At 69.4% G+C, this 12,219-nt stretch carries 13 protein-coding genes; 7 read left to right on the top strand and 6 right to left on the bottom strand.

What is annotated here, in order from left to right; all coding sequences use genetic code 11:
- Nucleotides 1-32: 32 nt before the first annotated feature.
- Nucleotides 33-1,346 (top strand): threonine synthase, encoded by a 1,314-nt coding sequence (gene thrC, locus IPK27_22315; GenBank protein MBK8070240.1) that lies wholly within the window; start codon nucleotides 33-35, stop codon nucleotides 1,344-1,346.
- 158 nt (nucleotides 1,347-1,504) lie between these two features.
- On the opposite strand, the gene IPK27_22310 is transcribed toward thrC, so the two are convergent.
- On the bottom strand, nucleotides 1,505-2,416 hold the full coding sequence (locus IPK27_22310; protein ID MBK8070239.1) for a tetratricopeptide repeat protein: 912 nt from the start codon (nucleotides 2,414-2,416) through the stop codon (nucleotides 1,505-1,507).
- A gap of 345 nt (nucleotides 2,417-2,761) precedes the next feature.
- On the opposite strand from IPK27_22310, the gene IPK27_22305 reads away from it, so the two are divergent.
- The 5 genes from IPK27_22305 to IPK27_22285 all read left to right on the top strand — a co-directional run bounded on the left by IPK27_22305 (nucleotide 2,762) and on the right by IPK27_22285 (nucleotide 6,004).
- Nucleotides 2,762-3,106 (top strand): hypothetical protein, encoded by a 345-nt coding sequence (locus tag IPK27_22305; GenBank protein ID MBK8070238.1) that lies wholly within the window; start codon nucleotides 2,762-2,764, stop codon nucleotides 3,104-3,106.
- Complete coding sequence (locus IPK27_22300) at nucleotides 3,091-3,513, top strand: protein kinase (protein MBK8070237.1); 423 nt, start codon at nucleotides 3,091-3,093, stop codon at nucleotides 3,511-3,513. The genes IPK27_22305 and IPK27_22300 overlap by 16 nt, the downstream gene beginning before the upstream one ends.
- On the top strand, nucleotides 3,476-5,050 hold the full coding sequence (locus IPK27_22295; protein MBK8070236.1) for a hypothetical protein: 1,575 nt from the start codon (nucleotides 3,476-3,478) through the stop codon (nucleotides 5,048-5,050). Before IPK27_22300 ends, IPK27_22295 begins: the two co-directional genes overlap by 38 nt.
- Entirely contained in the window at nucleotides 4,995-5,390 is a 396-nt protein-coding gene (locus tag IPK27_22290; GenBank protein ID MBK8070235.1) for a hypothetical protein, read from the top strand. Before IPK27_22295 ends, IPK27_22290 begins: the two co-directional genes overlap by 56 nt.
- 68 nt (nucleotides 5,391-5,458) lie before the next feature.
- Nucleotides 5,459-6,004: an RNA polymerase subunit sigma gene (locus IPK27_22285; GenBank protein MBK8070234.1), complete on the top strand. Its 546-nt coding sequence runs from the start codon at nucleotides 5,459-5,461 to the stop codon at nucleotides 6,002-6,004.
- Here IPK27_22285 and IPK27_22280 read toward each other — a convergent pair.
- The 3 genes from IPK27_22280 to IPK27_22270 form a co-directional block, all read right to left on the bottom strand.
- Entirely contained in the window at nucleotides 6,001-6,393 is a 393-nt protein-coding gene (locus tag IPK27_22280; protein ID MBK8070233.1) for a VOC family protein, read from the bottom strand. The genes IPK27_22285 and IPK27_22280 overlap by 4 nt on opposite strands.
- 42 nt (nucleotides 6,394-6,435) lie before the next feature.
- Complete coding sequence (locus IPK27_22275) at nucleotides 6,436-8,529, bottom strand: diguanylate cyclase (protein MBK8070232.1); 2,094 nt, start codon at nucleotides 8,527-8,529, stop codon at nucleotides 6,436-6,438.
- 91 nt (nucleotides 8,530-8,620) lie between these two features.
- Complete coding sequence (locus tag IPK27_22270) at nucleotides 8,621-9,607, bottom strand: hypothetical protein (protein ID MBK8070231.1); 987 nt, start codon at nucleotides 9,605-9,607, stop codon at nucleotides 8,621-8,623.
- Nucleotides 9,608-9,887: 280 nt separating this feature from the next.
- Here IPK27_22270 and IPK27_22265 point away from each other — a divergent pair, with 280 nt between their 5' ends.
- Nucleotides 9,888-10,190 carry a YciI family protein gene (locus IPK27_22265; protein MBK8070230.1) on the top strand — a complete coding sequence of 101 codons (303 nt, stop codon included), beginning with the start codon at nucleotides 9,888-9,890 and terminating at the stop codon, nucleotides 10,188-10,190.
- A gap of 1 nt (nucleotide 10,191) precedes the next feature.
- On the opposite strand, the gene IPK27_22260 is transcribed toward IPK27_22265, so the two are convergent.
- Both IPK27_22260 and queF read right to left on the bottom strand, forming a co-directional pair.
- Nucleotides 10,192-11,202: a hypothetical protein gene (locus IPK27_22260; protein ID MBK8070229.1), complete on the bottom strand. Its 1,011-nt coding sequence runs from the start codon at nucleotides 11,200-11,202 to the stop codon at nucleotides 10,192-10,194.
- Nucleotides 11,203-11,277: 75 nt separating this feature from the next.
- Complete coding sequence (queF, locus tag IPK27_22255; GenBank protein MBK8070228.1) at nucleotides 11,278-12,108, bottom strand: NADPH-dependent 7-cyano-7-deazaguanine reductase QueF; 831 nt, start codon at nucleotides 12,106-12,108, stop codon at nucleotides 11,278-11,280.
- Nucleotides 12,109-12,219: the final 111 nt, after the last annotated feature.

Below are 12,219 nucleotides of genomic sequence, written 5' to 3'. Positions count from 1 at the left end.
TTTTCCTGAGCCTTCAATCCCGGATCCTCGCCATGCGCTACTTCTCCACCCGCGATCACCGCCAGGAATGGCCTGTCACGCTGGACGCGGCCTTGTCCGCGGGGCTGGCGGCGGACGGCGGCTTGTATGTGCCGGAGACGCTGCCGGCGGTTGCGCCGGGTGACTTCGACGGGCTCTCGACCTTGCCCGCCATCGCCGCGCGCCTGCTGACGCCTTTTTTCGCCGGGTCCAGCCTGGCACCGGCGCTGGACGCGATCTGCGCGGAGGCGCTGGACCTGCCGGCGCCGATCATTGCGCTGCCCGAGGATGGCCATGGCGCGACCCACCTGCTGGAGCTGTTCCACGGGCCGACCGCGGCTTTCAAGGACTTCGCCGCGCGCTTCCTCGCAGCCTGCCTGGCGCGGCTGCGCACGCGCGACGATCCGCTGCGCACGGTGCTGGTCGCCACCTCGGGCGACACCGGCGGCGCGGTGGCGGCGGCCTTTCACCGTCGTCCCGGTTTCCGCGTGGTGATCCTGTATCCCGATGGCCGCGTGTCGGCGCCCCAGGCGCACCAACTCGGGGCCTTTGGCGACAACGTCCACGCGCTGAAAGTGTCTGGCAGCTTCGACGACTGCCAGCGCATGGTGAAGGCGCTGCTGGGGGATCGCCACCACGCCGCGCGCTTCGCCCTGACCAGCGCCAACAGCATCTCGCTCGGCCGCCTGCTGCCGCAGATGGCCTATTACGCCTTTGCCGCGTTGACCCTGCAGCGCGCCGGCAGCGCGGCGCCGGTGCTGGTGGTGCCCACCGGCAACCTCGGCAATGCGCTCGCCGCGATCCTGGTGCGCGAGATGGGCCTGCCGCTGGGAGCCATTCATTTCGCGACGAATGCCAATCGCACCCTGCCGGATTACTTCGGCGGCGCCGATTACCACGGTCGTCCGAGCGTGGCGACGCTGGCGAATGCAATGGACGTGGGCGACCCGAGCAACTTCGAGCGCCTGGCCTGGTTCTTCCGCGGGCGCGATTTGCGCCGAGCCGGTATCCACGCCCACAGCGTGGACGACGCCACCATCCGCCGCTGGATCACCGCCGGCGAGATGCGCCACGGCCAGACCTACTGCCCGCACACCGCCTGCGCCGCCGAGGTGCAGCAGCGCCTGCGCGACGGCGGCGAGCGCGGCCCGGTGCTGATGGTCGCCACCGCGCACCCGGCCAAGTTCGATGAAGTGGTCGAGCCGCTGGTCGGCCACCCGGTGCCGGCGCCGCCGGCCCTGGCCGAGTTGCTGGCGCGTCCGGCGCATGCCGAAGCGCTGGCGGCAGACGCTGCGGCGCTGGTCGCGCGCCTGGAGCTGGGTTGGTGACCCGACCGGCGTAGCCCGGCGGTACGCGCGCAGCGCGTACCCCGGGTGCTTGCCGCCAGTCGCCGACGGTGAATCGCTGCGCGATACATCGCCCTAACCGAAATCAATACCTTACAGCAGATTCAGCCGCGATCCTTCTGCTGGTGCAGCGGCCTGCCTCAGGCCTTCTTCAACCGCTTGAGGTCTGCAGAGGCTTCCTCCAGGCGCGCATCCATCGCCACCGCCTTGGCGATCTCGGCAACGGCCTCGTCCTTGCGCCCGAGTTTCTCGAGGATCTGGCCCCGGCGCCAGTGCGCGGCGGCGGTGCTCATGTTGGCCGGCTTTTCGGGCAAGGCGAGGAAGCGCTCCATGTGATCGAGGCCGGTGTCCAGGTCCTTGCCGGTGACCGCCGAATAGCGACCCATCTGGTAATGGCCGATCGCATTGTCCGGGTCGTGCGCCAGCGCCCTGGCTGCCACCGCGCGCGCGTCGTCCAGCCGCTCGCCGGCGATCAGCAGGGAGATCAGCGCATTGAGCGCCTGTGGTTGGACCGGGTCGACCGCCAGTGCGGCCTGGTAATGCCCGGCAGCGGCCTCGTTGTCCTTGCCTCGCATCGCGATGTACGCGCGGCCCATGTGGCCCCATGCGGCATCGACCTGCTCCAGCGCGGCGGCCATTTCCTGCGCCTTGTCCTCGCCGCCACCCATGAAGCCGGGCGCCATCATGTAAAACTGGATCAGGTCGTAGCGGGCACGCACATGGCCGGGGTCGAGTTCGATCGCTTTTTCGTAGGCTTCGCGACTGTCGCCGGCCAGGCCAGCGGCTGAGAACATGTTCACCCGGGTGGCCTTGTTGCCGCTGGTCCGTCCGAGCATGTACCAGGCATCCGCCGATCCCGGCTCGGCCTCGGTCCAGGCCTCCGCGGCCTCGATCGCTTCGTCGACTTCGCTGCGCGACATCATCGCCTCGATCGATTTCAGCTTGGCGGCGGAGGCCGAAACCGGAGCAGCGGGAGCTGCGGTGTCGGCAAGGACGGCAGGACTCAGGGCAAGCAGTCCAGCGTAAAGCACAGCACGAGCGCAATGCAGCATGTTCAACCTCCGTCTGGGGTGGCGCGATTCAAGCGGAATCGCCGCCAACGGTGGATGAATCATTGAGACGATTGCGTACAGTGTTCACGCAAGGACAACTTCAGGCAGCTTCATCCGCGGCGTTCGCGGCAGCGATCGGACCGTTCGCGGCGAGGCAGGTCTCGCGCTGGAACTGGCGCCGCACGCGCGACAGGCCGGTGGGATGGGGCATTCAACGGCACTCCTCGGTCGGCGCGCCAATGGGCGGCACGATTGCCGGTCGTGCCGCGCCGGTCTGGCGGGCTCCGGTGCACCATCGGGTAATGTAGCCACAGCCATGGCCGCACACCCGACCCGCCTTCGCCGATGAGAGCCATCGACCTGATCGAACCTGGTGCTCTGCTCCGCGGGGCGTTGTTCGCGGACCTGGTGCAGTCGGCGCTGGAGCTGCAGGCAGGCGCGCGCCTGGGCGTGTTCCGCGTGGTGCGCGAACTCGGCCGCGGCGGCATGGGCGTGGTCTACCTCGGCGAGCGCGACGACGGTGAGTACCAGCAGCGCGTGGCGCTGAAGGTGGTCGGCGGCGCGCGCGTGGGCGACGAGGTGTTCCGCCGCGAGCGCCAGATCCTTGCCGATTTGCGCCACCCGCACATCGCGCGGCTGGTGGACGGCGGTCAGGACGCGCAGGGCCGACCTGGCTGGCGCTGGAACTGATCGAAGGCCGGCGGCTGGACGAGCATTGCATCGACGGTGCGCTGCCTGGGCCGCAGCGGCTGCGGCTGTTCCTCGATGTCTGCGATGCGGTGCAGTACGCGCACGGCCGTGGGGTGCTGCACCGCGACCTGAAACCCTCGAATGTCATGGTCGATGCGGATGGTTCGGCCAAGCTGCTGGATTTCGGGATCGCCGCGCTGATCGGGGACGATCCGGTGGCGCCGCGCGCGTTTACCCCGGGCTACGCCAGTCCCGAGCAACTGGCCGGCGAGCCACAGACCGTGGCCTCCGACATCTACCAGCTGGGCGTGCTGCTGGGTGCCTTGATGGTGCCGGACCGCGCATCGTCAGGCAGCGCCGTGCGCCTGGATGGCGACCTCGCGGCGATCACTGGCCCGGGCCACTGAGGCGCGGCCGGAAGCGCGCTACAGCAGTGTCGCGGCGCTGGCGGAGGATGTGCGCGCGCACCTCGCGCAGCGCCCGGTGTCGGCGCGGCCGCGACGCGCGGGCTACCTGCTGCAGCGCTTCGTGCAGCGGCATCCTTTCGGCGTGGGCCTGGGCCTGGTCACCTCTGTCTTGATCGTCGCCGGCGTGGCGGTCTTCACCTGGCGCCTCGGCGCCGAGCGCGACCTCAGCCGCTTCGAGGCGCGGCGCGCGGAAGCGGTCAGCGCCTTCCTGTTCGATCTGTTCCGCGACGGCGACCCGACCCGCTCGATTGACCCCAAGCTGACGGCGCGCGAACTGGTCGAGGCCGGCGCGCGACGGCTGCAGGACGACACCGCGCTGCCACCCGATGTGCACGCGGAACTGGCGGCGATGCTCGCCGAGATCCAGATCCGGCTGGGCGACCACGTGCAGGCGCGCGCGCTGATCGCCGCCATCGACGCCGCACGGCTCGCGCCGGCGCGGCTGCACCTGCTGCGCGGGAGGCTGGCGCAAGGCTCCGGGGCCACCGGCGATGCACTGGTCGAACTCGGCGCCGCGCTGGCACTGGCGCCGGATCCGGAGGTCGAACTGCTGCTGGCACGTGCCGAGTCCGATGCCGGCCAGACCGCCGAATCGAACCGCCGCATCGATGCGCTGCTGGCCCGTCGCAGCGAGCTGCCGCCCGGCGTGCAACTCGGCCTGCTGGGCAGCGCCGGGATCGCCCAGTGGCGCGGTGGGCATCCGCAACAGGCCATCGCGCGCTACCGCGAGGCCCTGGCGATCCTGCCGCAGGTGGGCGTGCCGAGTTCCCCGGCGCCCTTGCGCCTGAACACCGCGTTGGCGCTGATCGACCTCGCACAGTTCGACGAGGCGCTGGCCGAACTGGATGCCGCCGAGCAGGCGCTCGCGCGTTTCCCCAACCTCGGCTACCGCCTGCGGGTGCTGCAGCAGCGCGGGATCATCCACTTCCGCCGCAGCGACTGGGATGGCGCCCGCCGCGAATGGGAGCAGATGCGCGCGGAATCCGCCGGCGGCATGAACCCGGGGCTGTACGCCACCGCGCTGCACAACCTGGCGACCACGTATGAGGACGAGGGTCGCGCCGAGCGCGTGCTCGATTTCAGCCTGCAGGCGGCGCGGGCGCGCGAGGCACTGGGCGACAGGCCCGGGGCCCTGTCGTCGCGGATCAATGCAGCCACCAAATACGCCGATCTCGGGCGCGGCGAGATCGGCCCTTGCGTTGGCCAAGGAGTGCCTCGTGCACTCGCGGGAGATGCAGCGCCCGGACCTGGAAGTGCGCGCACTGGTCGCGCAGGCCGTGGCCCAGCGCCAGCTCAGCGATGCGGGTGCATTCGCCAGCCTCGACCAAGCACTCGCGCTGACTGGCGCGGATGCCAATCGGGTCAAGCGCTTCGATGTGCACCTGCAGCGGATCCTCGCCGCGCTCTGGCTGGGCGAGCACGTGCAACTCGCGACGGGGCTTGCCGATTACGCGCGCGACAGCATCGGGATCGATGAGCCGGCGCTGGTCGAGCGCGGCAAGCGGCTCGCCCGGCTGGACGACATCGATCGCGTCCCGCTGGACGGTTCGGAAGAACTTCCGCCACAGATCCGGCGCGCGCTGGGGCGTGCATGGTTGCGGAGTGGGCGGACGAACGATGCCGTCGCGCTGTGGCGCGGCCTGCCCGAGGAGCCCAATTTCGCGCACTGGACGCTGGCGTCCGAGATCGCCGCCAGCACCGGCGACGCCGCTCTGGCGACGCAGGCACGGGCGGCCTTGGCCGAGTTGGCCGTCAGCGCGGAGCGGCTCGCGTCCGAGGACCGGACGGGCGGACCGCAAATGCCGGCGAACCGCTGATCGCGCCGACGCTTTGCACGCGGCGCTTCGCCTATGCTCGGCAGCAGTTGGGGGAGGGTGCCGGGGAGATGGCGGAAGTCACCCAGTTGCTGGCACGGGCGCGAGCAGGCGACGACGCGGCCTGGGACCGCGCCGTGGCGCTGGTCTACGAGGATCTCAAACGCCTGGCGCGCGGGGTGCTCGGCGGACCCGGCAATGCCACCCTCAATCCGACCGCGCTGGTCCATGACTGCTACCTGCGGCTTGCGCGCGCAGGAGCGGAGGGGGTGCTCAACCGCGCGCACTTCATGGCCCTCGCCGCACGCGCGATGCGCCAGCTGATGCTCAACCACGCCCGCGACAAGCTCGCCGCCAAGCGCGGCGGCGGCGTGGCGCATACCGATGTCGACGCCCACGCCGAGCGTATCGCCAGCGAGGCGCGCGGCCTGTTGGAGCTGGACTCCGCGCTGGAGCGCCTGCGCCAGGAGAACCCCGACTGGGAGCGTGTGGTCGAATGCCGCGTGTTCGCCGGCCTGTCCGAGCAGGAAACCGCGGATGCCCTGGACCTGCCGCTGCGCAGTAGCCAGCGCTTGTGGTCCGAAGCCCGCGCGCGCCTCGGCGAGTTGTTGGCCTAGGCGCGGAAATTCGGGGTATCCCACACGGTCACGCCGGGGGCCGCGGCGAGATTCTCGCGGGCCTCGACCACGCAGAAGCGCTGGCCGCTCGGCGCCTGCATGACCCACCAGCGTGCGCCTTGGTGCACCCGCGTGGCGCCGAGGCCTTCCAGGCGGCGGACTTCGGCTTCCACGTCGTCGGACTCGATGTCCAGATGCACGCGGCTCGCATGCTCCACCCGCTGCACTTCGACCGTCAGGTCGCGGGCGCTGGCGTCCAGTCGCAGGTACTTCGGGCCATCGTCACCGAGGATCGGCATGCCCAGCGCTGCGCTCCAGAAACCGGCGGCGGCGGGCAGGTCGTCCGTGTGGCAATCGATGATGAATCCGCTGAGGCGGCTGCGGTGCATGGCAAGTCCTCGGAGGTGGTGGGTGCCGTGCCTCGGTCGCCATCAGCCGCGTCGCTCGCGCGCGGCGCGCCGTTTGGCGTACATGTCCGCATCCGCGCGCGCCAGGGTGTCGCCCAGGCGCTCGTCGCCCTCGCGCACGGCGTGGCCCAGCGAATAGCGGCATGGGGCGGAGTCCATATCGGCCTTCAGCCGCCCGATCAGCGCCTCCGCGGTGGCACCATTGCCGTTGGCGAGCAGCAGCAGGAACTCGTCGCCGCCACTGCGGATCACCGCATCATTGGGACCGACCTGATTCTGCAGGTAGCGGGTCATGGCCACCAGGACGCGGTCACCTTCGTCATGGCCGCGGGTGTCGTTGATCTGCTTGAACTGGTCCAGGTCCACGTTGACCACCGCCCAGCGGCGGTTGCCCTCGCGCGCCTCGAACTCGCCGAACCAGCGCCGGTTGTAGGCGCCGGTCAGCGCATCGCGCTGGCTTTCGGCGCGCAAGGCTTCAGCTTCGCGGCGTTGCTCGGTCACATCCACCGCGTGACCGATGGCGTAGCCACCGTTGTCGGACAAGCGCCCGCTGTACTGCCAGTGGCGTTCGCCGCTGTTGCTGCGCACCGTGAGCGTGGCCTCATCACTGCGTTGCTGCGCCAGCCGGCGCAAGGCCTGGTCGAACTCGAGGCGCGACTGGTCTGCGAGGTATTCGCCCAGCGCCCGGCCGACCAGATGCTCGGGCAGCGTGCCCAGTGCCTCCGCGGTGGCCAGGTTGACCATCACCAGGCGGCCATTCAGATCGTGCAGAAAGACCATGCCCTTGGACAGGCGCAAAAGGTCGGTGGCTCGCGCTTCGCTCTCGCGGCGGGCCGCCAGGGTGCGTTGCAGCCGTCGGTTGGTGCGCCGCTGCAGCACGAAGAAGACTGCGAGGAGGGTCATCATGGCCATCGCCGAGGCCATCAGCCAGCCACTCAGCCGGCTGCTCTCGGCCAGCGCCTGCGCCCGTTCCTGCTGCAATGCGGCTTCACTTTCCAGCCGCATCACTTCCATTTCCTGTTGGGCGTACTTCAGGCGCGCTTCGAAGTCGTCCGCGGCCTTGGCCCGGTCGGTCTGCGCGATGTCCCGTTCCAGCGACAGGAAACGCTGCGCCAGCGTGCGCCAGACGGTGGGATTGGCCTGGTCCTCGATCAGCCGGTCGAGCAATTGTCGGGTCACGCGCAGCTCGTCGCGGTCCAGCCCCAGCTCGCGGAAAGACACTGCGGCGGCCTGCAGGTGAAGGCGCGCCTCTTCGGACTCTTGCGCTTCCAGCGCGGCAAGGCCGAGAACTTCCTCACCGAGGCCACTGAGCTGCGAGTTCTGCAGCTTCCGGCCGAGGTCCAGGATGCGCGCGCCCATCCGCCGTTGTTCTTCGATGTCGCCGGCCAGGCGCGCCACGCGCGCGGTCTCCAGCGCCAGCTCGGCGTGCAGCTTGGGATCCACCAGCGCGCTGGCGGCAGCTTCCGCGTCCGCCAGCGAATGTCGCGCCTCCTTGACCTTGCCGAGTCGCGATTGTGCGCGTGCCTGGTTGCGCAGCAGGCGCGTGCGGATCAGCGGCGCATCCACCCCGTCCAGTGCGTCCAGGCCCAGCCCGGCGTAGCGCAGCCCCGATTCATGCTTGCCGATGAACTCGCTGAGCGAGGAGTAGGCGAGGTAGACGTCCGCCGCCAACTCGGGCGAGGGCGTCTGCTTGAGCAGCAACTGCGCGCTGGCGAGGAGCTGTTCACCGCGGGTGTAATCCTGCAGCGCGATGTGGCCGCGTGCCTGCGCGATCAATCCGCGCACCTGCAGGATGCCGTCGGCAGCGCGTTCGCCGGCCGCGGCCGCCGCGGCACCGGCTTCGCGCTGGCAGTTCCAGTCCGCCATCACCCGGCAGGCGTTCGCATGCGCCAGCTCCAGCAGCGCCAGGGTGCGCGCATCACCCTGGGCACGCTCCAGTTCCGCCGGAATCTCGGCCAGCACCGCTTCCGGTTCAGTCAGCGCGCGGGTTTCCAGCGGGTGGCGCGGCAACGAATCCGCGGGCACCTGCGCCGCCAGCCCCGGCGCGCACAGGCACAGGCCCACCAGCGCGGCGCGCGCAAGGTTGGCCAGTCCTGCGGCAGGGCTGTAGTCAGTCAATCGAGGCTCCGGTGATCGGCATGCGGATGAAAATCGCCCGCATTGTAGCGAAGGCGTGAACCCGCGCGATCGTGCCGTTCGTCGACTCGTCTCAGGGGCAGGTCACGCCGTCCAGGCCTTCAAGCAGGCGCTGGTATTCGTAGAGCCCGGTCTGGCCGCCGCTCTCGGACCATTCGAAGCGCATCCGCGAGCAACTCGGGAAGCTGATGGTGGCGCTGCCCCAGTTGCTGACCTGCACCTGCGCCGGGCTGTAGGCCGCGCCGAACTGGCCGCCGGTGGTCACGATCAACGGGATCGTGACCCGAGTATCGCCCGGGTTGAAGGTGGCGTTGCCGACGATCCAGCGCTGCTGGCCCTGGAAATAGGTGTACCAGGTCAGGAAAACCACCCGCGCGCTGCCTGCGCGGCCGAGTTCGATCAGCGCGCCTTCGCGATCGCGCGTGGGCTCGTAGTAGCTGCCGGAGAGCTTGCCGGACAGGGCGAGATCGCCGCCAACCACGTACTGGCCGGGATCGTAGGCGGGAATCTGCAGGGTGGCGTCGGCTGTGACATCGCTCTCGTAAGTCAGGGTGAAGGCGTTGTCGTCGTCAAAGGCGAAGCCGTTGTCGAACTCATGGATGACAAAAGAGGTGCGCGCCGACAGGTTGGCGCAGAAGCTGGTGCCCACGCCATCATTCGGATTGACGTCGAGGAAAATGTCATCGGTGCGCAGCGCGCCGATGGCGATTTCCACCTCGGTGCCGCAGGCGAAGGGCGTGCCGACGACCGGCTCCAGGGTCAGGATCAGTTGCGCGTTGTTGCCGCTGCAGGGCTGGCGCCAGACGATGCCGCGCATGCGTGCCGCAGCGCTGGTCTGGACTTCGAAAGTCCAGGTTGGGCCGCTTGGCGTGGTCGGAATCGGCGTGGGCACGCAGCCCACGGTGATTTCCTTGGTGCCGGATGCGCCCTTCTGCGCCTGGGCCCAGACCGCCTGGGCATTACGCAGCTGGCGTTCCGCCTGCATGCGCGAATCGTCGGCCGCCGTGACCGAGAATGGCAGGGACAGCAAGGCCAGGGTGGCCGCAGCGAGCGTCTTCATGCGCATTCTCCGGATCGACGATGACTATCGTAGCTGGTTGCGGGGTGCCCTGGGTGTTGCCAATCGATGCATCCACGCCCGCGGCGTCTACCCAAGCGAGACCGATGAAGAATCCGGGTCAGTGTGGTATCCCGTCAGCCAGCCGTCGACATTCCGGTCGATCCGGCCCGAGGGACTTGCTGGCGCGCGCTGCCGCATCGGTGCGAGGGACGCGGAGCAGGCCCACGGGATTTTGCGGTACAACACACCTTTGCGTCGCCCAACCAGGCCAGTCGAACCCATGCACTATCTGCTGATCTACGAAGTCTCCCCGGACTACCCGGTGCGTCGCGCCGAGTACCGTGCCGCGCACCTGAAGCTGGCATGGGAGGCCGCCGAACGCGGCGAACTGCTGCTGGGTGGGGCGCTCGCAGACCCGGTGGACCGCGCGATCCTGCTGTTTCAGGGGGATTCGCCGGCTGTGGCGGAGGCCTTCGCCGCGGCCGATCCCTACGTCGCCAACGGCCTGGTGCTGCGCTGGAGCGTACGTCCCTGGACCACCGTGGTCGGTGCTGGCGCGGCGACCCCGGTGCACCCGGCCTGAGTCATTCCTGGTCGGCGCGCGGGGGAGTGAACACCGGCTCGCCATCCAGTGCAACAGTGCCCGGCGCCGCCTTCGCCGCAGCGGCCTGGGCGGCCTGGGCGCGCGCTTCCTGGTTGCTGTAGGCCTGCGCGGTTTCGGCCGGGATCCATTCGCCCTGGTACCAGGCCAGGTTCTGTTCCAGGGCCAGCGGCACATCCAGGAACTTGAGCGAGGTCCGCAGCCTGGCGCTCCCGCCATCGCGCGCCAGCAACTCGATCTTGACACTGGCGAGCACCTGATCGGCGTCGATGCCGTACAGGCCGAGCGCCCGCTTGCTCGCTTGCATTGCACGGGTGGCCAGCGCCAGGCGTTGCTCCGGGCTGGTCAGCACCAGTTCCATCGGGTGTGCCTTGCCGCTCGCAAGGATCCAGTCGCGTCCCAGGCCGAGGAGTTGTTCGAAGCGTTTGCGATCGCTGAAGTCGGTGCGCGAGAGCCAGCCCGTCAGCGCCCACTGGAGTTCCAGCATCTGCGCGCGCTCCAGCCCGGTCATCGAGGTGTCCTCGGCAATCGCGGCACCCATCGCCGTCAGACCCATCTGGGCATTCGCCAGCAGATGCGGCAGGGCCTGCTGCCATATCGGGTACCACTCGGCGCTGGCGCGCGCCACTCCGTCCGGGCCGGACAGCAGGGTCCAGACCCGCAGCCACTGCACATCGTCCTCGCTCGGCGGGTTGTCGGCGATCTTCTCGGCGATGGTCTGCGGCGTTTCCTGGGCATCCTCGGTGAGGAAGCTCCGCAGCTCAGCCTCGCCGCCCGTGGCTTCCAGCAGACCGGCGAAATCATTCGTGCGCAGGGCACGCAGCACCTTCAGCGGCGTCTCGGTGGGATCCGTGGGTGTCAGCTCCGCCGCCGCCTGGACGGGCGCTGCAACCTGGGCGCCCTGCGCCACCGCGGCATGGATCCACAGACTCAGTCCCAGCAACCACCAGAATCGGCGCATATGTCCCTCGTGCACGGTTGGAAACAGTTCCATGTTGCATGGTCGATATGACCACGAGGGGCGTTTTGCAGGGCTGAATCGGGTACGCCGGGGACCCGGGGGCTTGGGTCACTGGCGCCAATGTCGCCGCTCGGGCCCTGCTGCCGCCTGTCCACGCGTGACCCGCCGCGGATTGATGTCAAGGCCGCCCCGGCGGGTGTAGCGCGCCTCCACCGCCAGCCATTCGGGTGCGCAGTGGCGCGCCAGGTCCAGATAGATGCGCTCCACGCATTGCTCGTGGAACTCGCGAACGTCGCGGAAAGAGACCAGGTAGCGCAGCAGTCCCGCGCGATCGATTGCCGGCCCGCGATAGTCGATGACCACGCTGGCCCAGTCTGGCTGGCCGGTCACGGGGCAGTTGGACTTGAGCAGATGCGATACCAGCGATTCGTCGACGACAAGCGCGCAATCGCTGCGCAGTGGCGAGGTATCGATGCCGCGGCCGGTTTCAACCTCGATCGGCAGTTCGTCGATGACGGTTCCCGACAATTCGCCGGGCGCCAGCCGGGGCCAATCCCGCGGCTCCAGCAGTTCGACGTGAACGGGTGCACCCGCTGCCGTCGTCAGGTCCGTCGCGATCCGCGACTGCACCGCCTGCACCTGCTCCAGGCGCTCGCGCGCGTAGCTGTTGAGGTACAGCTTGAAGCTCTTGGATTCGATCAGGTTCGGCGAATCTGCCGGCACCTGGGCGCGCATCACCGCGACCCGCGGCTTTCCGCCGGGTTCCAGCCAGCCCAATTCGAATCCGGTCCAGCGGTCCACGCCGGCGAACGGCAGATCGTGATGGATTCCCAACGCCTCCCGCGCGGCGGCTCGGGGGATCGGCATCAGGATCGACGGGGCATACGCAGGCTCGTGGTCGACGGCGCGGCCGAGCAGGGTGTTTTCAGGAAGCGGCATGAGGATCGGGGATTGCGGCTGCGGCCGGGGGAGGGGGCTGGGGTTCGAGAATTCTTCAACCGGGTAGTGCTGGCTCCGTGCGCCGGTGCACGCGGGCACCGTCCCGGCGGG

It is taken from the genome of Rhodanobacteraceae bacterium, assembly GCA_016713135.1.
In the GTDB taxonomy this organism is placed as follows: domain Bacteria; phylum Pseudomonadota; class Gammaproteobacteria; order Xanthomonadales; family SZUA-5; genus JADKFD01.
Note: the sequence above shows the minus strand (reverse complement) of the source record. Positions and strands in the feature narration are given on the sequence as shown.

Excerpts from the sequence above, each read along its gene's own strand:
- IPK27_22265 (MBK8070230.1), top strand. The coding sequence starts at position 9,888 with ATGCACTATCTGCTGATCTACGAAGTCTCCCCGGACTACCCGGTGCGT.
- IPK27_22285 (MBK8070234.1), top strand. The coding sequence starts at position 5,459 with ATGGCGGAAGTCACCCAGTTGCTGGCACGGGCGCGAGCAGGCGACGAC.
- thrC (MBK8070240.1), top strand. The coding sequence starts at position 33 with ATGCGCTACTTCTCCACCCGCGATCACCGCCAGGAATGGCCTGTCACG.
- IPK27_22305 (MBK8070238.1), top strand. The coding sequence starts at position 2,762 with ATGAGAGCCATCGACCTGATCGAACCTGGTGCTCTGCTCCGCGGGGCG.
- IPK27_22310 (MBK8070239.1), bottom strand. The coding sequence starts at position 2,416 with ATGCTGCATTGCGCTCGTGCTGTGCTTTACGCTGGACTGCTTGCCCTG.
- IPK27_22270 (MBK8070231.1), bottom strand. The coding sequence starts at position 9,607 with ATGAAGACGCTCGCTGCGGCCACCCTGGCCTTGCTGTCCCTGCCATTC.
- IPK27_22280 (MBK8070233.1), bottom strand. The coding sequence starts at position 6,393 with ATGCACCGCAGCCGCCTCAGCGGATTCATCATCGATTGCCACACGGAC.
- queF (MBK8070228.1), bottom strand. The coding sequence starts at position 12,108 with ATGCCGCTTCCTGAAAACACCCTGCTCGGCCGCGCCGTCGACCACGAG.
- IPK27_22295 (MBK8070236.1), top strand. The coding sequence starts at position 3,476 with ATGGCGACCTCGCGGCGATCACTGGCCCGGGCCACTGAGGCGCGGCCG.
- IPK27_22260 (MBK8070229.1), bottom strand. The coding sequence starts at position 11,202 with ATGGAACTGTTTCCAACCGTGCACGAGGGACATATGCGCCGATTCTGG.